The 21,074-nt window shown below is 67.8% G+C and carries 13 protein-coding genes; 7 read left to right on the forward strand and 6 right to left on the reverse strand.

Going from position 1 to position 21,074, the window contains the following annotated elements; genetic code table 11:
• Window positions 1-64: 64 nt before the first annotated feature.
• Window positions 65-919, forward strand: coding sequence for an Rv1363c family protein (locus AC3WTE_RS23400; RefSeq protein ID WP_492441358.1), 855 nt, complete (start codon window positions 65-67; stop codon window positions 917-919).
• A gap of 2 nt (window positions 920-921) precedes the next feature.
• Complete coding sequence (locus AC3WTE_RS23405; RefSeq protein WP_492441394.1) at window positions 922-1,527, forward strand: twin-arginine translocation pathway signal; 606 nt, start codon at window positions 922-924, stop codon at window positions 1,525-1,527.
• Window positions 1,528-1,560: 33 nt separating this feature from the next.
• Here the strand turns inward: AC3WTE_RS23405 and AC3WTE_RS23410 are convergent, their stop codons facing one another.
• Window positions 1,561-2,262 carry an IspD/TarI family cytidylyltransferase gene (locus AC3WTE_RS23410; RefSeq protein ID WP_492441360.1) on the reverse strand — a complete coding sequence of 234 codons (702 nt, stop codon included), beginning with the start codon at window positions 2,260-2,262 and terminating at the stop codon, window positions 1,561-1,563.
• 92 nt (window positions 2,263-2,354) lie between these two features.
• Between AC3WTE_RS23410 and AC3WTE_RS23415 the strand changes: the two genes are divergently transcribed.
• The 5 genes from AC3WTE_RS23415 (at window position 2,355) to AC3WTE_RS23435 (ending at window position 16,160) form a co-directional block, all read left to right on the forward strand.
• Window positions 2,355-3,629 (forward strand): low temperature requirement protein A, encoded by a 1,275-nt coding sequence (locus AC3WTE_RS23415; RefSeq protein WP_492441362.1) that lies wholly within the window; start codon window positions 2,355-2,357, stop codon window positions 3,627-3,629.
• Between the two features lie 91 nt (window positions 3,630-3,720).
• Window positions 3,721-4,446, forward strand: coding sequence for a DUF1906 domain-containing protein (locus AC3WTE_RS23420; RefSeq protein ID WP_492441364.1), 726 nt, complete (start codon window positions 3,721-3,723; stop codon window positions 4,444-4,446).
• 538 nt (window positions 4,447-4,984) lie between these two features.
• Complete coding sequence (locus tag AC3WTE_RS23425; RefSeq protein WP_492441366.1) at window positions 4,985-14,203, forward strand: fatty acid synthase subunit beta domain-containing protein; 9,219 nt, start codon at window positions 4,985-4,987, stop codon at window positions 14,201-14,203.
• A 78-nt stretch (window positions 14,204-14,281) separates the two neighbouring features.
• Window positions 14,282-14,674, forward strand: coding sequence for a holo-ACP synthase AcpS (gene acpS / locus AC3WTE_RS23430; protein ID WP_020102278.1), 393 nt, complete (start codon window positions 14,282-14,284; stop codon window positions 14,672-14,674).
• Window positions 14,675-14,831: 157 nt separating this feature from the next.
• Window positions 14,832-16,160, forward strand: coding sequence for a dipeptidase (locus AC3WTE_RS23435; protein ID WP_492441368.1), 1,329 nt, complete (start codon window positions 14,832-14,834; stop codon window positions 16,158-16,160).
• A 20-nt stretch (window positions 16,161-16,180) separates the two neighbouring features.
• On the opposite strand, the gene AC3WTE_RS23440 is transcribed toward AC3WTE_RS23435, so the two are convergent.
• The 5 genes from AC3WTE_RS23440 to AC3WTE_RS23460 all read right to left on the reverse strand — a co-directional run bounded on the left by AC3WTE_RS23440 (window position 16,181) and on the right by AC3WTE_RS23460 (window position 21,063).
• Window positions 16,181-17,449 carry an amidohydrolase family protein gene (locus tag AC3WTE_RS23440; RefSeq protein WP_492441370.1) on the reverse strand — a complete coding sequence of 423 codons (1,269 nt, stop codon included), beginning with the start codon at window positions 17,447-17,449 and terminating at the stop codon, window positions 16,181-16,183.
• A 15-nt stretch (window positions 17,450-17,464) separates the two neighbouring features.
• Entirely contained in the window at window positions 17,465-18,292 is an 828-nt protein-coding gene (locus AC3WTE_RS23445) for a class II aldolase/adducin family protein (RefSeq protein WP_492441372.1), read from the reverse strand.
• Window positions 18,279-19,901, reverse strand: coding sequence for a class I adenylate-forming enzyme family protein (locus AC3WTE_RS23450; RefSeq protein ID WP_492441374.1), 1,623 nt, complete (start codon window positions 19,899-19,901; stop codon window positions 18,279-18,281). The genes AC3WTE_RS23445 and AC3WTE_RS23450 overlap by 14 nt, the downstream gene beginning before the upstream one ends.
• A gap of 41 nt (window positions 19,902-19,942) precedes the next feature.
• Window positions 19,943-20,713, reverse strand: coding sequence for a FadR/GntR family transcriptional regulator (locus tag AC3WTE_RS23455; protein WP_492441376.1), 771 nt, complete (start codon window positions 20,711-20,713; stop codon window positions 19,943-19,945).
• A gap of 104 nt (window positions 20,714-20,817) precedes the next feature.
• Window positions 20,818-21,063: a hypothetical protein gene (locus AC3WTE_RS23460; RefSeq protein WP_492441378.1), complete on the reverse strand. Its 246-nt coding sequence runs from the start codon at window positions 21,061-21,063 to the stop codon at window positions 20,818-20,820.
• Window positions 21,064-21,074 lie beyond the last annotated feature (11 nt).

Genomic DNA, 21,074 nt, shown 5'->3' on the forward strand with positions numbered 1-21,074 from the left:
TTGGTATAGCAATTTTGATAATGACATTCTCGCTCGTTGCCTTGCTGTGCGGATAGGAGGTTCGATGCCGTCCCTCGATGAGGCGTCAGTATTGATCGATATGGACAACCCGCGCATTGGCAAACCGGATTCGCCCGACACGCTGTCGCTCGCAGCCGAGGAAGCAGAGGCGGAGGCCGCTGAGGCAGAGGCTATGGCGGCCGCCGCCCGGGCCCGGGCCCGGGCGATCCGGCTGCGACGTGCCGCCGCGGAAACCGAGGCGGCACCGGCCGTCGAAGCCGGGCCGGAACCCGATGCTGCCACTGACGGCGTCGCGGATGCCGCCGCTGACGCCGAAGGGATCGAGCCCGCTGCAGCCGATGCTGCGGACGACATCGAAACCGATGTGGCCGAACCTCAGTCGTCATCGACTGCGCCGCAGCGAAATGTGCGCCGCGTCGTCCTGACCGTGGTTGCGGCGACGCTGATCGTGGTGATCTCGCTGGGGTTGCTGAGTGTTGGTGGCTGGATGATGTGGCGGCACCACAAAAACGTCGGTGAGCAACAGCAGCGGGCGGAGTATGCGGCCGGCGCGAGCCAGGGCGTGGTGAACCTGATGTCGCTGGACTTCAACCACGCCAAGCAAGATGTGCAGCGCATCATCGACAGCACCACCGGGGACTTCAAGAAGGATTTCGAAGCCCAGGCCGGCGATTTCGTCAAGGTCGCGGAGTCGTCGAAGGCGATCACCGTGGCGACGGTGCACGCCACGGCGGTGCAGTCCATGTCCGACAACACCGCCAACGTCCTGCTTGCCGTCTCCACCCGCGTGTCCAATGCCGCCAGCAAGGAACAGCAGCCCAGGTCGTGGCGGCTCAGCGTCGACGTGGTCCGCGACGGCGGGCAGATCAAGCTAGCGAAAGTCGAGTTCGTGCCGTGACCATCGATGACAGCGAGACCGCCACTGGCGCAACCGATGTGGAGCCCACGGTCGACGAACCGACAGTAGGCGAACTGACTGAGGCGGAGTCGGCCGCTGCCTCGGTGCCGGCCCGCACCCGGCGGGCCCGGGTCCTGCTGCCGGCGCTGTTGGCGCTGTTGCTGGCTGTTGCGTCGGGCTTCGCCGCCTGGTCGTATGTGACGCAGTACCGCCCGGACCAGCAGACCGATGCCGCGGTGGCAGAGACCGTGGTCAAGGCCGCATCCGACGGTGCCGTCGCGATGCTGTCGTACGCGCCACCGACCATGGACAAGGATTTCGCAGCGGCGAAGTCCCACCTCACCGGCGACTTCGTCAAGTTCTACACCGACTTCACCAACAATGTGGTGACCCGTGCGGTCAAAGAGAAGGACGTCAAGACACAGGCGAAAGTTGTCCGGGCGGCCATTTCCGATCTATCGCCGGAGTCGGCGCTGGTGTTGGCCTTCATCAACCAGACCACGGTGAGCAAGGACAATCCGGATGGCACGTTCGCCCAGAGCTCGGTGAAGATTTCCATGAAGAAGGTCGACGGAGCCTGGTTGATCGCGGCGTTCGACCCGGTCTGATTCGCGCTGGGGTTCGATTACTTTCTGCCCGCGTCAGCGCCGGGTCAGTAGGCGCTCGGCGACCTGTACGTCGTGCGCGAACGTCACCTTGAAATTCTGTGCCGAGCCGGCGATTCCGTGGACCTCGAGATCGGTGAAGCGCTCCACACAGGACGACGTGTCGGTGCCCTCGAAGCCGGCGGCGGTCGCGTCCTGGTAGGCCTGCCACAACGGCGCGGCCCGAAATGCTTGCGGCGTCTGCACCCGGACGAGCGACTGGTCGATGGCACTGAGGCCGTCGGCCGACATCCGCAGCACATCGCCGGACGGCAGCACCGGAATGGCGCCGCCCTGGGCCCGCGCGGTGGTCACGGCGGTGTCCATCAAGTCGGCACCGGCCAGCGGGCGGGCGGCGTCGTGGATCAGCACCACATCGACTACCCCGGCGTCGATATCCGCCGCGAGGTAACTCAGCACGTTGTGTTCCGAACCGTGCCGGGAATCGCCACCCTCGACGAATTCGACTGCAGTGCCGGGAAGTTCGTCGGCCATGAGGCTGACGACCTGGTCGCGTTCACCCCGCCGGAACACGAGGATGGTGCGGGCGATCTCGGGGCTCGCCGCGACTGCCGCCACTGACCAGGCCACCATGCTGCGACCGGCCAATTGCAGGTACGCCTTGTTGCCGTCGGCCCCGACCCGCGATCCGATACCGGCGGCCAGGACGACGCCGACGGCAATCGGGGGAGCGGACACGTCTTCACGGTAGTGGGACGGCAGCGGGGATCTGCGGCAGGCTTACCGTTACGCGGCCCGGACGGGGCCCGGATTCGCTGAAGGGACACGGCATGGATGGGGTGCAGCAGCACGCTCCTGACCCACACAGCGCGGTGCGCGCCCACCGGTTGACGCCGATGCGAGGCCGCGACCCGCATGAAAAGCACCGTGTTGCGACGCCGCTGGAACTGCTGTTCGACCTGACCTTCGCCGTCGCCTTTGGCGTCGGTGCATCGCAGTTGGCGCACATGCTGGCCGCGGGACACGTGGCGGCGGGGATCACCGCGTTCGTGTTCGCGACGTTCGCGATCTGCTGGGCTTGGATCAACTTCACCTGGTTCGCCTCGGCCTACGACACCGACGACTGGGTGTTCCGGCTGATGACCATGGGCGAGATGGTTGGCGTACTGATTCTCGCGCTTGGGCTGCCCGCCTTCTTCACCTCGATCGAGCACGGCCACCATGTCGACAACGCGGTTCTGGTCGCCGGATACGTCGTGATGCGAATTGCCTTGGTGGGGCAGTGGTTACGGGCCGCACGGCAGGATCCGGGCCGGCGGGCGGCGGCGTTGACGTACGTCACCAACGTGTCGTTGGTACAGCTCGGCTGGATTGGGACCATCTTTCTACCGACATCGGTGCCGGTGACACTCGGGATTTGGGCGGTGTTGATCGCCATCGAGCTGACCGGCCCGGGCCTGGCTGAACGGCGCTGCGGCGGCACGCCGTGGCACGCCCATCACATTGCCGAGCGGTACAGCTTGCTGGCGATCATCGCGCTGGGCGAAGGCGTGGTGGGTACCGTCGCCAGCTTGTCGGCAATGATCGGCGAGCAGGGCTGGTCGGCCGATGCGGTCGCGCTCGCGGTGGCGGGGACGGCCCTGACCTTCGGCATGTGGTGGGTGTACTTCATGGTCCCGGCGGCGGAAGTGCTGCACGCGCATCGTGAACGGTCGTTCTGGTTCGGTTATCTGCACATGCCGATATTCGGCGCCATCGTCGCGACTGGTGCGGGACTGGATTTCGCCGCGCTCACCATCAAGGGACACACCGCGCTCGGGCCGGTCGGCACGGTGTGGGCGGTCATCATTCCCCTGGGCATCTACATCGTGTTGGTCTACCTGCTGTACGCGCTGATGCTGCGTTCGGTCGATGCGCTGCACCTGTTGCTGGTGGCGCTGACTGCCGCCGTGCTGGCGGCGACGGTCGTGCTGGCCCTGGTCGGCGTGCCGATGTCGGTCTGTCTGTTGGTGGCCAGTCTGGCGCCGATGGTGAGTGTCGTCGGGTACGAGCTGATCGGGCACCGCCATGCGGCTGCGGCGCTGAAGGCGGCCGCCGGAGCCTGAGCACGGGCACGAGCGAACTCGACGTCTTCACGCTGGACGCGTGAGGTGTGGCTAACGGGTCAGAAGGGGTAGCTGTCCTATCCTGAGACGCGTGGCCATTTCGCGTCGTGACCTGCTGAAATACGCTGCAGCCGCGCCGGCGGCGGTCGGCTTGGGGGCCGGGTTGCAATCGGTGCTCGGCGCGACGACCGCCTCTGCGGCCCCGTACGGAGTGTTGCTGGACTACGCGGCGGGCGTGCTCAGGGCAGCCGATATCCGGTCGTCCGGAGCGGTGGGCGCCATCCGGTATGTCTCAGACCGGCGCCCGGGCGGTGAGTGGATGCGGGGCAAACCGATCGAGCTGCCCGAGGCCCGCGACCTGTACCAGGGCGGCATGAAGATCGTCTCCTGCTATCAGTACGGCAAGGCGACGAGTGCGGATTGGCTCGGCGGCCAGCCTGCCGGCGTGCAGCACGCCCAACGTGGGTTCCAATTGCACACCGCGGCAGGTGGACCGGTGGGTGCACCGATCTACGCCTCAATCGACGATGACCCGACTTTGGAGCAATACAAGGCACAAGTCGCGCCCTACCTGCGCGGGTGGGAATCAGTGCTGGGCCACCAGCGGGTCGGGGTGTACGCCAACTCCAAGACCATCGAGTGGGCCGTGCAGGACGGCTTGGGGTCGTACTTCTGGCAGCACAACTGGGGCTCGCCCGGCGGGGCGGCGCATCCGGCCGCGGCGCTGCATCAGGTGGAGATCGACAAACAGCGCGTCGGGGGAGTCGGGGTCGACATCAACCACATCCTCAAGCCGCGCTTCGGACAGTGGGACTGAGGGCCACGCACATTACTGCTGAGTAGTTTGCTGGCGCCCAGCTCTAAGAAAATGAGACCCAGGCCCAGCAAATGATGCCTCGGTAACTTACCGCCCGTATAGACACACCGACCGTCATTGTCGAGTGTTTTCTGGAACGGGTCTCTTCCTACTCATTAGTAAGGTACGGCACCGTCACAGGCATGGTCACGATTTGATAACAATACCGCTTTGATCAGCGATGTTGTTGCTACTCGACCGTAACCAGCCGCCAACAGGACGTTTGTCCGGTTGGGTATGGGCGGTCCGATGACGCGGTGTTACCCAGGCGGGTGGTTACCCGTCCGTAGAACTCGTTGGTAACTATTTCCGGCAGAAAATTGCCGCGAATCTTATGACACTCTTAGTGCAGTCGGCCCGGCTCATTTGGCACCGAAGACATCGGTCGCCACGCGCAGCACGGGCCTGACGTGATCCGACGTCGCATCGCGTTGCCCCAGGGCCGACTACCAAGACCAAGCACCTGACCGGTTCGCGCGGCAAAGAGGAGAGAGACGTAGTGACGATCAACGAGCAGCGCAATGTGACCAGTGGCAACACCGAGGCCGTGGCGGCGAGCGCGCACGCTCTCGTGGACCTGCTCAATGCCGGCGAGCCGTATGCCGTGGCGTTCGGTGGCCAGGGTGCCTCGTGGTTGGAGAACCTCGAAGAGCTGGTCAGCTCGGCCGGTATCGAGTCGGAGCTCAGCGAGATCGTCGGCGAAGCGGCATTGCTGCTGGAGCCCGTCGCGCGCGAGCTCGTCGTCGTCCGGCCCATCGGCTTCGAGCCCATGCAGTGGGTGCGCGCCCTCGCCGCCGACGAGCCGCTGCCGTCGGCCAAGCAGCTGACCACCGCCGCCATCTCCGGCCCCGGCATCCTGCTGGCCCAGATGGCCGCCATCCGCGCCGTCCAGCGCCAGGGTCTGGACCTGGCCGGCACCCCGCCGGTCGCGATCGCCGGCCACTCGCAGGGCATCATCGCCGCCGAGGCGCTCAAGGCGAACGGCACCCGCGACGCCGAGCTCCTCGCGCTCCTCCAGCTCATCGGTGCCGCCGGCTCGCTCGTGTCGCGCCGTCGCGGCATGGTCGGCCGTGGCGACAAGTCGCCGATGGTCTCGGTCACCAACGTCGACCCCGAGCGCATCGCCGAGCTGCTCGAAGACTTCTCCAAGGACGTGCGCACGGTGCTGCCGCCGGTCCTGTCCATCCGCAACGGCCGCCGCAGCGTCGTCATCACCGGCACCCCGGAGCAGCTGGCCCGCTTCGAGCTGTACTGCAGCAAGATCACCGAGAAGGACGAGGCCGAGCGCAAGAACAAGCTGCGCGGCGGCGCCGTCTTCAGTCCGGTGTTCCAGGGCGTGCAGGTCGAGGTCGGCTTCCACACCCCGCGTCTGGCGGACGGCATCGAGGTCGTCGACCGCTGGGCCGCCAAGTGCGGCATCGACACCGAGCTGGCCCACGCGATGACCGAGGCCATCTTCGTCAAGCCCATCGACTGGGTCGCCGAGGTCGAGCGCATGCACGACGCCGGTGCCCGCTGGATCATCGACCTCGGCCCGAGCGACACCGTCACCCGCCTCACCTCGCCGATCATCCGCGGCCTCGGCGTGGGCATCGTGCCCGCCGCCACCCGCGCCGGCCAGCGGTCGCTGTTCACCGTCGGTGCCGCCCCGGTCGTGCAGCCCGCCTGGTCCAGCTTCGCGCCGACGGCTGTCGAGCTGCCCAATGGCGACGTCAAGCTGTCCACCAAGTTCACCCGCCTCACCGGCCGTTCGCCGATCCTGCTGGCCGGTATGACCCCGACCACCGTCGACGCCAAGATCGTCGCCGCGGCCGCCAACGCCGGCCACTGGGCTGAGCTGGCCGGTGGCGGTCAGGTCACCGAAGAGATCTTCGAGAACCGCGTCGAGGAGCTGACCCAGCTCCTCGAGCCGGGCCGCGCCATCCAGTTCAACTCGCTGTTCCTGGACCCGTACCTCTGGAAGCTGCAGCTGGGCGGCAAGCGCATCGTGCAGAAGGCCCGTCAGTCGGGTGCCCCGATCGACGGCGTCATCGTCACCGCCGGTATCCCCGAGCTGGACGAAGCCGTCGCACTGATCGAGGAACTGCACGAAATCGGCATCACCAACGTGGTGTTCAAGCCGGGCACCCTGGACCAGATCAAGTCGGTCATCAAGATCGCCGAAGAGGTCCCGGACCGGGAGATCATCGTCCACGTCGAGGGCGGCCGCGCCGGTGGCCACCACTCGTGGGAGGACCTCGACGACCTGCTTGTCAGCACCTACTCGGACCTGCGCAAGCAGGCCAACCTGACCATCTGCGTCGGTGGTGGCATCGGCACGCCCGAGCGCGCCGCCGAGTACCTGTCCGGTCGGTGGGCCGAGACCTACGGCTTCCCGCTGATGCCGGTCGACGGCATCCTGGTCGGCACCGCCGCCATGGCCACCCTCGAGGCCACCACCTCGCCCCAGGTCAAGCAGCTGCTGGTCGACACCAAGGGTACCGACCATTGGGTCGGCGCCGGTAAGGCCCAGGGCGGCATGGCATCCGGCCGCAGCCAGCTGGGTGCCGACATCCACGAGATCGACAACGCCGCGTCGCGTTGCGGCCGCCTGCTCGACGAGGTCGCCGGTGACGCCGACGCCGTCGCCGAGCGCCGCGACGAGATCATCGCCGCCATGGCCGACACCGCCAAGCCGTACTTCGGTGACGTCGCGGACATGACCTACCAGCAGTGGCTGCAGCGCTACGTCGAGCTCGCGATCGGTGACGGCAGCAGCACCGCCGACACCAAGCGCGACCACTCGCCGTGGCTCGACGTCACCTGGCGCGACCGCTTCGAGGAGATGCTGCAGCGCGCCGAGGCCCGCCTGAACCCGGCCGACTCCGGCCGCATCGACACCCTCTTCCCGGCTACCGCGGAAGGCGAAGCGCTGCTCGAGGATCCGCAGCGCGCGATCGCCGAGCTGCTGGCCCGGTACCCCGAGGCCGCGACCCTGCGCCTGCACCCGGCGGACATCCCGTTCTTCATCACCCTGTGCAAGACGCTGGGCAAGCCCGTCAACTTCGTCCCGGTCATCGACAAGGACGTGCGCCGCTGGTGGCGCAGCGACTCGCTGTGGCAGGCACACGACGCCCGTTACGACGCCGACCAGGTGTGCGTCATCCCCGGCACCGCCGCCGTCGCCGGCATCACCCGGGTCGACGAGCCCGTCGGTGAGCTGCTGGACCGCTTCGAGCAGGCCGCCATCGATGAGGTGCTGGCTGCCGGCGTCACGCCGGTCCCGGTCGTGTCGCGTCGGCAGGCCCGTGCCGACGTCACCGGTCCGCTGGCCGTGGTCCTGGACTCGCCCGACGTGCTGTGGGCCGGCCGCACCGCCATCAACCCGGTGCACCGCATCGGCGCGCCGAGCGAGTGGCAGGTCAACGAAAACCGTTCGGCCACACACCCTTCCACAGGTTCCCGGCTGGAGCTCGATGGTGACTCCGTGGTGCTGAACGTGCCGCTGTCTGACATCTGGATCGCGATTCGCTTCACCCTGCCGGCCGCCACCATCAACGGCGGCATGCCCGTCGTCACCACCGACGACGCCTCGGCCGCGATGCGCGCCGTGCTCGCCATCGCCGCGGGCGCCGACGGCGTGGACGCCCTGCCGATCGTCACCGACAACGTCGCGACCGTCACCGCCGATTGGGACCCGGAAGAGGTTGCCGACCACACCGGCGTCACCGCCACCTTCGGCGCCCCGCTGGCGCCGGGCCTGACCCTGGTGCCCGACGCCCTCGTCGGCAGCTGCTGGCCGGCCGTATTCTCGGTCATCGGCGCTGCCGTCACCGACGACGGCATCCCGGTCGTCGAAGGTCTGCTGAGCCTGGTCCACCTGGACCACGCCGCGCACCTGCTGGCCCCGATGCCCACTGAGCGGGCCGAATTGACCGTCACCGCAACGGCTTCCGCCGCGTATGACACCGAGGTCGGCCGCGTGGTCCCGGTCTCCGTCAGCATCACCGACGCCGACGGCACCGAACTGGCCCGTCTGGAAGAGCGGTTCGCCATCCGTGGCCGCAGCGGTGCTGCCGAGTTGACCGACCCGGTCCGGGCCGGCGGTGCGATCACCGACAACGCCACCGAGACCCCGCGTCGTCGCCGTCGCGACGTCACCGTCACCGCGCCGGTCGACATGAGCGCCTTCGCAGTGGTGTCGGGTGACCACAACCCGATCCACACCGACCGGGCCGCCGCCCTGCTGGCCGGCCTGAAATCGCCCATCGTGCACGGCATGTGGCTGTCCGCCGCCGCCCAGCACGTGGTCACCGCCACCGACGGCCGCGCCACTCCGCCCGCCCGCCTGGTCGGCTGGACGTCGCGCTTCCTCGGCATGGTCATGCCGGGTGACGAGATCGACTTCCGCGTCGACCGCGTCGGCATCGACCGCGGCGCCGAGATCATCGAGGTCACCGCGAAGGTCGGCGGCGAACTGGTGATGGCCGCCTCGGCCCAATTGGCCGCGCCCAAAACGGTTTACGCGTTCCCGGGCCAGGGCATCCAGCACAAGGGCATGGGCATGGAGGTCCGTGCCCGCTCCAAGGCCGCCCGCAAGGTCTGGGACAAGGCCGACACGTTCACTCGCGACGTCCTGGGCTTCTCCGTGCTGCACCTGGTGCGGGACAACCCGACCAGCATCATCGCCAGTGGCGTGCACTACCACCACCCGGACGGCGTGCTGTTCCTGACGCAGTTCACCCAGGTGGCCATGGCCACCGTCGCGGCCGCCCAGGTGGCCGAGATGCGTGAGCAGGGTGCCTTCGTCGAAGGTGCCATCGCCTGCGGCCACTCCGTCGGTGAGTACACCGCGCTGGCCTGCGTGTCCGGTGTGTACGAGCTCGAGGCGCTGCTGGAGGTGGTGTTCCACCGCGGCAGCAAGATGCACGACATCGTCCCGCGTGACGCCAAGGGCCGGTCCGACTACCGCCTGGCTGCCATCCGGCCGTCGCAGATCGATCTCGAGGACGACGAGGTCACCGACTTCGTCGCGCGGATCGCCGAGGAGACCGGCGAATTCCTGCAGATCGTGAACTTCAACCTGCGCGGTTCGCAGTACGCGATCGCCGGTACCGTCCGCGGTCTCGATGCCCTGGAGGCCGAGATCGAGCGTCGCCGCGAAATCACCGGTGGCAAGCGGTCGTTCATCCTGGTGCCCGGCATCGACGTGCCGTTCCACTCCGAGGTGCTGCGGGTCGGTGTCAACGACTTCCGCCGTGCGCTCGATCGCGTCATGCCGCACGGGCAGGACCCGGAGCTGCTGGTCGGCAAGTACATCCCGAACCTGGTGCCGCGTCCGTTCACCCTGGACAAGGACTTCATCCAGGAGATCCGCGACCTGGTGCCGGCCGAGCCGCTCGACGAGATCCTCGCCGACTACGACACCTGGCGCCGGGACAACCCGTCCGAGCTGATGCGCAAGACCGTCATCGAGCTGCTGGCCTGGCAGTTCGCCAGCCCGGTGCGCTGGATCGAGACGCAGGACCTGCTGTTCATCGAGGAAGCCGCCGGCGGCCTCGGGGTCGAGCGGTTCGTCGAGGTCGGCGTCAAGACCATGCCGACGGTCGCCGGCCTGGCCAGCAACACGCTGAAGCTCCCGGAGTACTCGCACAACACCACCGAGGTGCTCAACGTGGAGCGCGACGCCGCGGTGCTGTTCGCGACCGACACCGACCCGGTGGAGGACGACTCCCCGGCGCCGGCCCCCGCCGCTGAGGAGGCACCGGCGGAAGCTGTTGCGGCAGCACCGGTTCCGGCCGCCGCCCCCGCGGCTCCCGCGGGTGGCCCGCGACCGGACGACATCGTCTACGACGCCGCCGACGCCACCATGGCGCTCATCGCGCTGTCGGCCAAGATGCGCATCGACCAGATCGAGCCGCTGGACTCCATCGAGTCGATCACCGACGGTGCGTCGTCGCGACGCAACCAGCTGCTCGTCGACCTGGGTTCAGAGCTGAACCTCGGCGCCATCGACGGTGCCGCGGAAGCGGACCTGGCCGGTCTGAAGGGACAGGTCACCAAGCTGGCCCGTACCTACAAGCCGTTCGGTCCCGTCCTCTCCGACGCGATCAACGACCAGCTGCGCACGGTGCTCGGACCCTCGGGCAAGCGTCCGGCGTACATCGCCGAGCGCGTGAGCAAGGCCTGGGAACTGGGCCCCGGCTGGGCCAAGCACGTCACTGCCGAGGTGGCGCTGGGCACCCGTGAGGGCAGCAGCGTTCGTGGCGGCGACATGGGCGGCCTGCATACCGGTGCGCTGGCCGATGCCAACGCCGTCGACAAGGTCATCGACGCCGCGGTCACCGCGGTCGGTGCTCGTAAGGGCATCGCCGTGGCGCTGCCGTCCGCCGGTGGTGCCGGTGGCGGCGTGGTCGATTCGGCCGCGCTCAACGAGTTCGCCGAGAAGGTCACCGGCCCCAACGGCGTGCTGGCCGGGGCCGCCCGGTTGATCCTGGGCGAGCTGGGTCTACAGGCGCCGGTCTCGGTGCCCGACGCCACCGACTCCGAGCTGATCGACCTCGTGACCGCCGAATTGGGTTCGGACTGGCCGCGTTTGGTGGCACCGTCGTTCGACGGCCGCAAGGCTGTGCTGTTCGACGACCGCTGGGCCAGCGCCCGTGAGGACCTGGCACGCATCTGGTTGCTCGAAGAGGACGACGTCAACCGCGACTGGGCGAAGCTCTCCGAGAGCTTCGAAGGTGCCGGACATGTCGTGGCCACGCAGGCCAGCTGGTGGCAGGGCAAGGCGCTCGCTGCCGGCCGCACCCTCCACGCTGCGCTGTACGGCCGCGCGGCCGCCGGTGCGGAGAACCCGGAGAAGGGCCGCTACGCGGGCGAGGTCGCGGTCGTCACTGGTGCCTCCAAGGGCTCGATCGCCTCGGCCGTGGTGGGCCAGCTGCTCGCCGGTGGTGCCACGGTTATCGCGACCACGTCCAAGCTGGACGACGACCGGTTGGCGTTCTACCGGACGCTCTACCGTGACAATGCCCGCTTCGGCGCCCAGCTGTGGGTCGTGCCGGCAAACATGGCCTCCTACAACGACATTGACGCACTGGTCGAGTGGGTCGGTACCGAGCAGGTCGAGAACCTGGGCCCCAAGGCCATCCACCTCAAGGACGCGCAGACCCCGACGCTGCTGTTCCCGTTCGCCGCGCCGCGCGTCGCCGGGGACCTGTCGGAAGCCGGCGCCCGCGCGGAGATGGAGATGAAGGTGCTGCTGTGGGCCGTGCAACGGCTCATCGGCGGGCTCTCGCACATCGGTTCCGACCGCGACATCGCCTCGCGCCTGCACGTGGTGCTGCCCGGTTCGCCGAACCGCGGCATGTTCGGTGGAGACGGTGCCTACGGCGAGTCGAAGGCCGCACTCGACGCGGTCGTCGCCCGCTGGAAGGCGGAAACCTCATGGTCGCAGCGAGTTTCGCTGGCGCACGCGCTGATCGGCTGGACCAAGGGCACCGGCCTGATGGGCCACAACGACGCCATCGTGGGCGCCGTCGAAGAGGCTGGTGTCGTCACGTACACCACCGACGAGATGGCCTCCATGCTGCTGAACCTGTGCAGCATCGACGCCAAGGTGTCGGCCGCCCGTGAACCCATCCAGGTCGACCTGACCGGTGGCCTCGGCGACATCGAGCTCGACATGGCCGAGCTGGCCGCCAAGGCTCGTGAGGAGATGGTGGCCGAGGCTGCCGTCGAGGATGACGACCTCGAAGGCACCATCTCGGCGCTGCCGTCGCCGCCGCGGGGCTACCAGGCCGCGCCGGCGCCGGAGTGGGCCGACCTGGACATCGACCCGGCCGACATGGTCGTGCTGGTGTCCGGTGCCGAACTCGGCCCGTACGGCTCGTCGCGCACCCGCTTCGAGATGGAGGTCTCCGGCGAGCTGTCGGCCGCGGGCGTCCTGGAGCTGGCCTGGACCACCGGTCTGGTCAAGTGGGAAGACGACCCGAAGCCGGGTTGGTACGACACCAACACCGGTGACCTGGTCGACGAGTCCGAGCTGGTCGAGCGCTACCACGACGTCGTGCTGGAGCGCGTCGGCATCCGCGAGTGGGTGGACGACGGCGCACTCGGCACCGATCACGCTTCGCCGCTGCTGGTTTCGGTGTTCCTCGACAAGGACTTCTCCTTCGTCGTGTCCGCCGAGGCCGACGCCCGGGCGTTCCACCAGTTCGATCCGGAGCACACCGTCATCGCGCCGGTGCCGGACAGCAGCGACTGGCAGGTCACCCGCAAGGCCGGCACGGAAATCCGCGTGCCGCGCAAGGTCGAGCTGTCGCGGACCGTCGGTGCCCAGGTGCCGACCGGCTTCGACCCACAGGTCTACGGCGTCACGCCGGACATGGCCAGCTCGATCGACCGCCTGGCGCTGTGGAACCTGGTCACCACCGTGGACGCATTCCTGTCGGCCGGTTTCTCGCCGGAAGAGCTGATGCGCTGGGTGCACCCGAGCCTCGTGGCCTCCACGCAGGGCACCGGTATGGGCGGCATGACCTCGATGCAGACCATGTACCACGGCAACCTGCTGGGCCGGAACAAGCCGAACGACATCCTGCAGGAAGTGCTGCCGAACGTCTTCGCCGGTCACGTCGTGCAGTCGTACATCGGTAGCTACGGCGCGATGATCCACCCGGTCGGCGCGTGCGCCACCGCGGCGGTGTCGGTCGAAGAAGGTGTCGACAAGATCCGTTTGGGCAAGGCCGAATTCGTGGTCGCCGGTGGTTATGACGACCTGACGCTGGAAGCCATCATCGGCTTCGGCGACATGTCGGCCACCGCCGAGACCGCGATGATGCGGGCCCGCGGCATCAGCGACTCGAAGTTCTCGCGCGCCAACGACCGTCGTCGTCTCGGCTTCGTCGAAGGCCAGGGCGGTGGCACCGTCCTGCTGGCCCGTGGTGACCTCGCGGTGAAGATGGGTCTGCCCATCCAGGCCGTCGTCGCCTACGTGTCGTCGTTCGCTGACGGTGTGCACACCTCGATCCCGGCTCCGGGTCTGGGTGCGCTGGGTGCCGGCCGCGGTGGCCGCCAGTCCCAACTGGTGCGCGACCTCGCCAAGCTGGGCGTCACCCCCGATGACATCGCGGTGATCTCCAAGCACGACACCTCGACACTGGCCAACGACCCCAACGAGACCGAGCTGCACGAGCGGCTCGCCGCTTCGATGGGCCGGTCCCCGGGCAACCCGCTGTTCATCGTCAGCCAGAAGAGCCTGACCGGACACAGCAAGGGTGGCGCCGCGGCGTTCCAGATGCTGGGCCTGTGCCAGATTCTGCGCGACGGCGTCATCCCGCCGAACCGCAGCCTGGACTGCGTCGACGACGAGCTGTCCAACGCACAGCACTTCGTGTGGGTCCGCGAGGCACTGAAGTTCGGCGACCGCCTGCCGATCAAGGCCGGTCTGGTGACCAGCCTGGGCTTCGGTCACGTGTCGGGCCTCGTCGCTCTGGTGCACCCGCAGGCGCTGGTGGCGGCCCTCGATCCGGCAGAGCGCGAGGACTACCTGCGCCGCGCCGGTGAGCGGGTCCTGGCCGGTCAGCACCGGCTTGCGTCGGCCATCGCCGGTGGGCGTGCGCTGTACGAGAAGCCGGCCGACCGTCGCTTCAACCACGATGCGCCGGAGAAGCGTCAGGAAGCCGACATGCTGCTCGACGCCGATGCGCGCCTGGGCGAAGACGGTTGGTACGCCCGGTCGTGAGCCGCCCAGCGAGTAGCGGAGCGGATCGCGCGTGAACCATCGCGCAGTGCGCGGATTCGACAGGCTAGGTTGTTGCCCATGAGCATCCTGGGCGTGGGCATCGACCTGGTCTCGATTCCGGATTTCGCCGAGCAGGTCGACCAGCCGGGCACCGTCTTCGCGGAGACGTTCACCCCAGGTGAACGCCGTGACGCCGCCGACAAGAGTTCGTCGGCGGCACGGCACCTGGCGGCCCGCTGGGCGGCCAAGGAGGCTGTGATCAAGGCGTGGTCGGGCTCGCGGTTCTCGAAGCGTCCGGTGCTGCCCGAGGGCATCCACCGCGACATCGAGGTCGTCACCGACATGTGGGGCCGGCCCAAGGTGCGGTTGTCCGGCGAGATCGCCGAGCACCTCAAGGGTGTGGCCATCCACGTGTCGCTGACCCACGAAGGCGACACCGCCGCCGCCGTCGCGGTCCTCGAGCAGGACTAGCCCCGACATCCCGCGAGCGTGCGTGTCTGCCCGCGAAACGCCGGGCTGCGCAGTCACTTTGCGCACTCTCGCTGGCCGCGAGCGTGCCTAGACTGCATTTCCTGTGCGGCGTGTTGCGCGCAGACACGCACGCTCGCGAGGGATTAACCTGGGCCGCATGAGTGATCTCGTCGCCGCTGTCCGTGAGGTGCTGCCGTCGGTACGCGCCGACCTGGAGGAGCTCGTCCGCATCCAGTCGGTGTGGGCGGACCCGGCCCGGCATGCCGAGGTGCACCGCAGTGCGGCGCTGACCGCAAAGCTGTTGTCCGACGCGGGCTTCGGCGAGGTGCACATCGTCCAGGAGGGCGGAGCGCCGGCGGTGATCGCCCGTCATCCGGCGCCCGCGGGTGCCCCGACGGTGCTGTTGTACGCGCACCACGACGTGCAGCCCGAGGGCGATGTCGCGCAGTGGGAGTCGGATCCCTTCGAACCGACCGAGCGGGGCGGGCGGCTCTATGGCCGCGGCAGCGCCGACGACAAGGCCGGCATCGCCGTGCACCTGGCTGCCATGCGGGCGCACGGCGGCAATCCGCCCGTCGGCGTGACGGTTTTCGTTGAGGGCGAAGAGGAATCGGGCTCGCCGTCGCTGGGCGCGCTCTTGAGCGCGCACAAGCAACTGCTGGCCGCCGACGTCATCGTGATTGCCGATTCGGACAACTGGAGCACCGAGATTCCGGCGCTGACGGTGTCATTGCGCGGCCTGGCCGACTGCGTGGTCGAGGTGGCGACGCTGGACCACGGCCTGCACTCCGGGCTGTGGGGCGGCGTGGTGCCCGACGCGCTGAGCGCTCTCGTGCGGTTGTTGGCAACGTTGCACGACGACGACGGCAACGTCGCGGTCGAGGGCCTCTACGAGGGCACCGCCGCCGACGTCGACCGGGGTCCGGAGTGGGTGGCCGCCGAGACCGGCATGCTCGACGGCGTGCAGCAGATTGGTTCTGGCTCTGTGGTGCAACGACTTTGGGCCAAACCCGCGATTACCGTGATCGGCATCGACACCACGTCGATCGCCAAGGCGTCGAACACGCTGATTCCGCGGGCGCGGGCCAAGGTCAGCATGCGGGTCGCGCCCGGCGGGGACGCCCTGGCTCATCTGGCGGCCCTGACCCGTCACCTGGAGAGCCACGCGCCCTGGGGTGCCAAGGTCACGGTTACGCCCGGTGACGTCGGGCAGCCGTATGCCATCGACGCCAGTGGCCCGGTATACGACGCGGCCCGGTCGGCGTTCACGCACGCCTGGGGCACCGCGCCCGTCGACATGGGCATGGGTGGTTCGATCCCGTTCATCGCCGAATTCGCCGAGACCTTCCCGGACGCAACGATTTTGGTGACCGGTATTGAAGACCCCGGCACACAGGCGCACAGCATCAACGAGAGCCTGCACCTGGGCGTGCTGGAAAAGGCGGCGATCTCCGAGGCGCTGCTATTGGACGCACTGACGCGCTAGGACTGCGGGGCGCGCTACGGTCAGAACGACTCGGGATCGGCCTGAACCGACTCGGGCACCGGGTGCTGGTAGAGCCGTGAGGCGTTCTCCCAGGTGATCTTTCGGATGACATCGGCGGGCAGGTCGCCGATTTCCTCGTGGATGGTCGACTGGGTGTGCGGCCAGGTCGAATCGCAGTGCGGGTAGTCGGCCTCGAGCATGATGTTGTCGACACCGATGCGGTCCCGCTGCACGAATGACGACTGGTCCTCCACCGCGCAGAACCAGAAGTTGCGGGTGAAAACCTCCGCTGGAGTGAGCTTTTCACCGAGCCGGTCCCAGGTTCCGTACATCGAGTGATAACTGAGCATGTGGTCCAGCCGGTCCAGCAGTCCGGCGACCCAGCCGATGCCGCCTTCGGACAGGCAGATCTTGAGGTCTGGAAACCGGCTGGGCAGACCGGAGTACAGCCAGTCCACCGCCGCTGAGATCGCGTAGGCGAAGAACAGGACGCCCTGCACGTCCGGCGGCGCATCGGGGGTGGTGGAGGGGGAGGACCCCGACGACCCGATGTGCAGGTTGACGACCGTGCCGGTTTCGGCGCAGGCCGCCATCATCGGATCCCAGTACCCCGAGTGGATGGTCGGCAGCCCCAGCATCGCCGGGTTCTCGCTGAAAGTCATGGCATGGAAACCACGTTCGGCGTTCTCATGGATCATCTTGGCCCCCACGTCGGGGTCCAGCAGCCACGGCAGCTGGCAGGGGATGATGCGGTCCGGGTACGAGCCGGCCCACACGTCGAAGTGCCAGTCGTTCCAGGCCCGCACCGAGGCCATCGCGAGGTCTCGGTCGGTGGTGACCTGCTGCAGTCGCTGGCCGGCGAAACCGGGCAGGAACGACGGGAAGTTCAGGGAGGCGTACACCCCGTTGAGGTCCATGTCCCGCACGCGTTCGTGGATATCCCAAGCACCCCGGCGCATCTCGTCGAATCGGACTGGTTCGAAGCCGTATTCGGACACCGGCCGGCCGACCACCGCGTTGAACCCGACGTTGGGCAGTTCTTTGTCGTCGTACACCCATGTCTGGCCGCCGTTGTCGGTGTCGACCACCCGCGGCGCCCGGTCGGCGAACTTGCTCGGCAGCCGTCCGGTGAAGGTGTCGGGCGGCTCGACGATGTGGTCGTCCACCGAGATCACGGTGTACCGGCGGGGGGCGCGCGGCGGGTCGGGCAGCAGCGTGACGGTGCGGTCCGCACCGGTCTTCGCCACGGTGAAGTCGAGGTTGGCCGCCAGATCATCGATGGATTCCATTTCGTACCAACGCCTTTACTGTAGAACGGACGGGTCGGATTTGATGGTCATGCGGGCCGCGCCGGCCCAGTACACGTCGGCCGCGCGCTCGATCAGGGAGGCCTTCATGCCGACCATGTCGGACCATTTCATTTCGGTCGGCGTCAAGTTGGTCAGCAGCACGTCGTAGGCCAGCTTGCAGACCCGCTCGATCGAGGCGGCCCGGTACACGGCCTCGGCCAGATTGCGGCCGGTGGCGATGACTCCGTGGTTGGCCAGGATGGTCAGGTTCGCGGTTCCGATTCGGGCGGCCAATTCGGCTGCACGCGAAGGGCTGTCGACCTCACCGTCGTACTCGTCGATCAGGCAGAGGTCGTCGAGGAACAGCGATCCGGTCTGGTGCACCAACTCCGGCAGCCGGCCCAGCGCCGCGAGCACGCACACGTAGTAGGGGTGGTTGTGGATCACCACGCGCGCATCCGGGCGGGCGCGGTGCAGCTCGGTGTGGATGTGGATGGCCGGGGTGACGTCCCAGCGGCCGCGCTGCACGCGGGCGTCCTCGTCGACCACGCAGATGTCCGAGGCTGTGACCTCCTGCCACCACAGACCCCACGGGTTCACGTACATGTCGGTCCGGCCGTCGGGCTGCCAGGTTATGTGCCCGGCCAGGTTCTCGGCGAAGCCGATGCCCGCAAGGTGGCGGAAGGCGACGGCCATGGCCTGCTCGTCGGTGAGGTCGACACCGATCGGTGGGGTCACCGAGGGTGCCCAGACTTCGAGGCCGCCGCGGCGGGGCACCGTTGTGCTCCGCGCGAGCGCGGGGACCGTTTCGCTCCTCGCGTGCGTGGGTTCAGCTGCGGTCATGTCCGTCTCCCATCCGGGCTCGAATATCCTCGCGCAGTTGGCCTTTGGCGACCTTGCCGCCCGAGGAACGGGGCAGCTCCTCGACGATGATCAACCGTTCGGGCAGTAGTTCTTTCGACACGTCCTGGGCCAGCAGATGCGTGCACAGCTCACCCAGTTCCAGCGCCGCCGAGTCGATCAATTCGACGTAGACGCAGACCTTTTCGCCGAATACCGGATCAGGCATCGCCACCGCGGCGGCAAGGCCGACCGCCGGATGCGTCATGACGACGTCCTCGACCTGCGCGGCGCTGATGTTCTTGCCGCCGCGCACGATGAAGTCGGACGTGCGACCCGTCACCCGCAGGTAGCCGTCGGCATCGATCTCGCAGATGTCGCCCATCCGCATCCAGCCGTCGGCGGTGAACAGCTTGTCGTGGTCGGTGCCGCCCAGGTAGCCGAGACTCGTTGCCGGACCGCGGCAGGCGGGCTGTCCCCGGCCGGTGTCGGTGACGTCGGTGTCCCCGTCGAACAGGCGGACGGCCATGTCCGCGATGACCCGGCCTCCCGTGCGTAGCCGGTTTTCGATCGAATCGTGCACCGTGGTGCCGCTGAGCAGACCCGTCTCGTTGGAACCGTAGAACTGCAGAATCGTGGCGCCGGTCAGCTTTTCGAACTCGTGGGCGGGTCGGTAGGGCAGGGCCTCGCCGCCGGTGAACACCACCCGCAGCGAGCTCAGGTCGTACTCGCGGGCGACCGGGTCCGCCATGATCATGGTCAATTGAGTACTGACACAACACAACACGGTGACTTTGTGCTTTTCGATGGCCGCGCACGCGGCCGCGACGGTGAAGCGGTCCAGCAGCACGTTGGTGGTGCCCAGGTGGATCGGCGTGATGTGGGTGGTCCACAGACCGAAGCCGAACGGGGTCGGGATGACGGGCAGGAATACGTCGTCGGAGGTGAGCAGTCCGTTGGCGACCGCCTGCTGGTGGAAGTAATGCCAACGGTTCTGAGTATGCACGACGCACTTGGGCAGCCCGGTGGTCCCTGACGTCGAGTTGATGAGGAAGACGTCGTCGGGACCGAGCCGCGCATCGGGGCTCAGGTCCACGGTGTCAGTCCCCAGCGACAACTCATCCAGGGTCAGGAGACGGCAGCCGATGGCGGTGGCCACGGCCTCGGCCTGATCGTGGTGCGGGGGATCGGTGATCAGCAGCTGTGGCTCCGCGTTCTGCAGAATCGCCGTCACCTCGCGGATGCCCGCGCGTGCGCCGACGCCGACCACCACCGCGCCGCACCGCTCGATCGCGACGAACAGCACGTGGATTGCGGTGGTGTCGCCGTGCCACACCGCGATCCGGTCCCCAGGGCGGACACCCGCGCCCGCCAGCTGGCCGGCCAAAGCGGTTGCTGCGCCATCGAATTCGCGCCAGGTCAGCGACCGATTCGGATAGTCCACATAGGCGGTGCGGTCGGGGATGCGTATTGCGTTGGAGCGCAAGGCATCCGAGATCGTAGTTTCGGTCCACCAGCCGTTGGCATAGAAGCGCGCCACTTCTTCGGCGGTGAATGCGGGCGATCGCGTGACTGCCGTGGTTTCCCTGGTCGTCGCCTTCGTCGGCCGCATCTCCAAATCATATGAAAGTAAGAGTGCGCGTTGTCAAGGATTCATGAAGTTCGGGTGCGCGTGCGCACCATGGCGGGGTCGACCACCCCGGTCGACCCTGGGTAGTGCTGGGCGTCGAGGAGGTGTGTGGCGGCCAATTCGCGTGCGCGGTCGGCCTCACCGGCCTCGATGGCGTCGATCAGCGTGCGGTGCTCCTCCAGCGCGGCCCGGCGCTCGTCGACGGGGATGCTGCCGTGGTCGGTGAACTGCCGCGACCAGCTCAGCTCGTGCGATGACCACAGCGCCTCCAGCGCCCCGGCGAGGATGATCATCGTTTCGTTGCCGCAGTGCTGCACCAGCGCCTCGTGAAAACGACGGCTGGCGGACGTTGCCGAAACCAGGTCTTCGACCGATTCGACCGACTCGGCGTGAATCTGCCGAAGTATCGGCACCACGGCGGTCTTGCGATCGATGCGCTGGGCGCACAGGGCCGCGCAGGCCGGTTCCACCTGCTGCAAGGCGGCGCCGACGTCGCCAAGGCTCACCTGGTTCGCGCCCAGCACCAAGCCCATCGTGTACGCCACATTGCTCGCGCTGGGACGGTGGACCACGGAGCCACCGAGCTTGCCGCGCCGGACGCTGAGCAGCCCTTCGGCGTCCAGAATGCGGATGGCCTCGCGCAGCGAGGGCTTGCTGATCGGAAACTGGACCAGCAACTCGTCCTCTGTGGGTAGCACGCTGCCGTCGGCGAGGTCGCCGCTGAGGATGCGCCGGCGCAACTCGTCGGCCACCTGCTCGGCGAGGCGGCGAAAACGGACGTCAGGCGCGGCCACGGGTCGAGTGTGCCAGAGAGGGGCGGCAGAGTGGCCGAAGTCGGCACCCGGTTGATCCGGTGTAGCCGGGGGCACGAAACGTCGTACCCCCGGGCGCCGGAGTTCTACTCGTCGTCGTCTTCGTCCTCGTCGTCGTCCTCGTCGTCGTCGAAGTCCAGATCGAGCGGGTCTTCACTGTGCGGGTCGACGGAGTACTGCTGCCAGTAGGACGGGCTGAAGTAGATGGTGTCTGAATGGTCGGCGTCGTCGCCGATCTGGACCCAGAGCATCTGGTCCTGCACGCCATGGCTCAGCGCCTGGGGGTATTGGATGCTGCTGTCGACGGTGCGGATGTGAATGTTGTATGCCACGTCAAAAGTCT

The organism is Mycobacterium sp. FW102-FHT13B02, assembly GCF_058790275.1.

What these genes read in the sequence shown, in the direction of transcription:
- AC3WTE_RS23415 (WP_492441362.1), top strand. Translation starts at nt 2,355, where the DNA reads ATGGATGGGGTGCAGCAGCACGCTCCTGACCCACACAGCGCGGTGCGC.
- AC3WTE_RS23450 (WP_492441374.1), bottom strand. Translation starts at nt 19,901, where the DNA reads ATGCGGCCGACGAAGGCGACGACCAGGGAAACCACGGCAGTCACGCGA.
- AC3WTE_RS23400 (WP_492441358.1), top strand. Translation starts at nt 65, where the DNA reads ATGCCGTCCCTCGATGAGGCGTCAGTATTGATCGATATGGACAACCCG.
- AC3WTE_RS23435 (WP_492441368.1), top strand. Translation starts at nt 14,832, where the DNA reads ATGAGTGATCTCGTCGCCGCTGTCCGTGAGGTGCTGCCGTCGGTACGC.
- AC3WTE_RS23445 (WP_492441372.1), bottom strand. Translation starts at nt 18,292, where the DNA reads ATGACCGCAGCTGAACCCACGCACGCGAGGAGCGAAACGGTCCCCGCG.
- AC3WTE_RS23440 (WP_492441370.1), bottom strand. Translation starts at nt 17,449, where the DNA reads ATGGAATCCATCGATGATCTGGCGGCCAACCTCGACTTCACCGTGGCG.
- acpS (WP_020102278.1), top strand. Translation starts at nt 14,282, where the DNA reads ATGAGCATCCTGGGCGTGGGCATCGACCTGGTCTCGATTCCGGATTTC.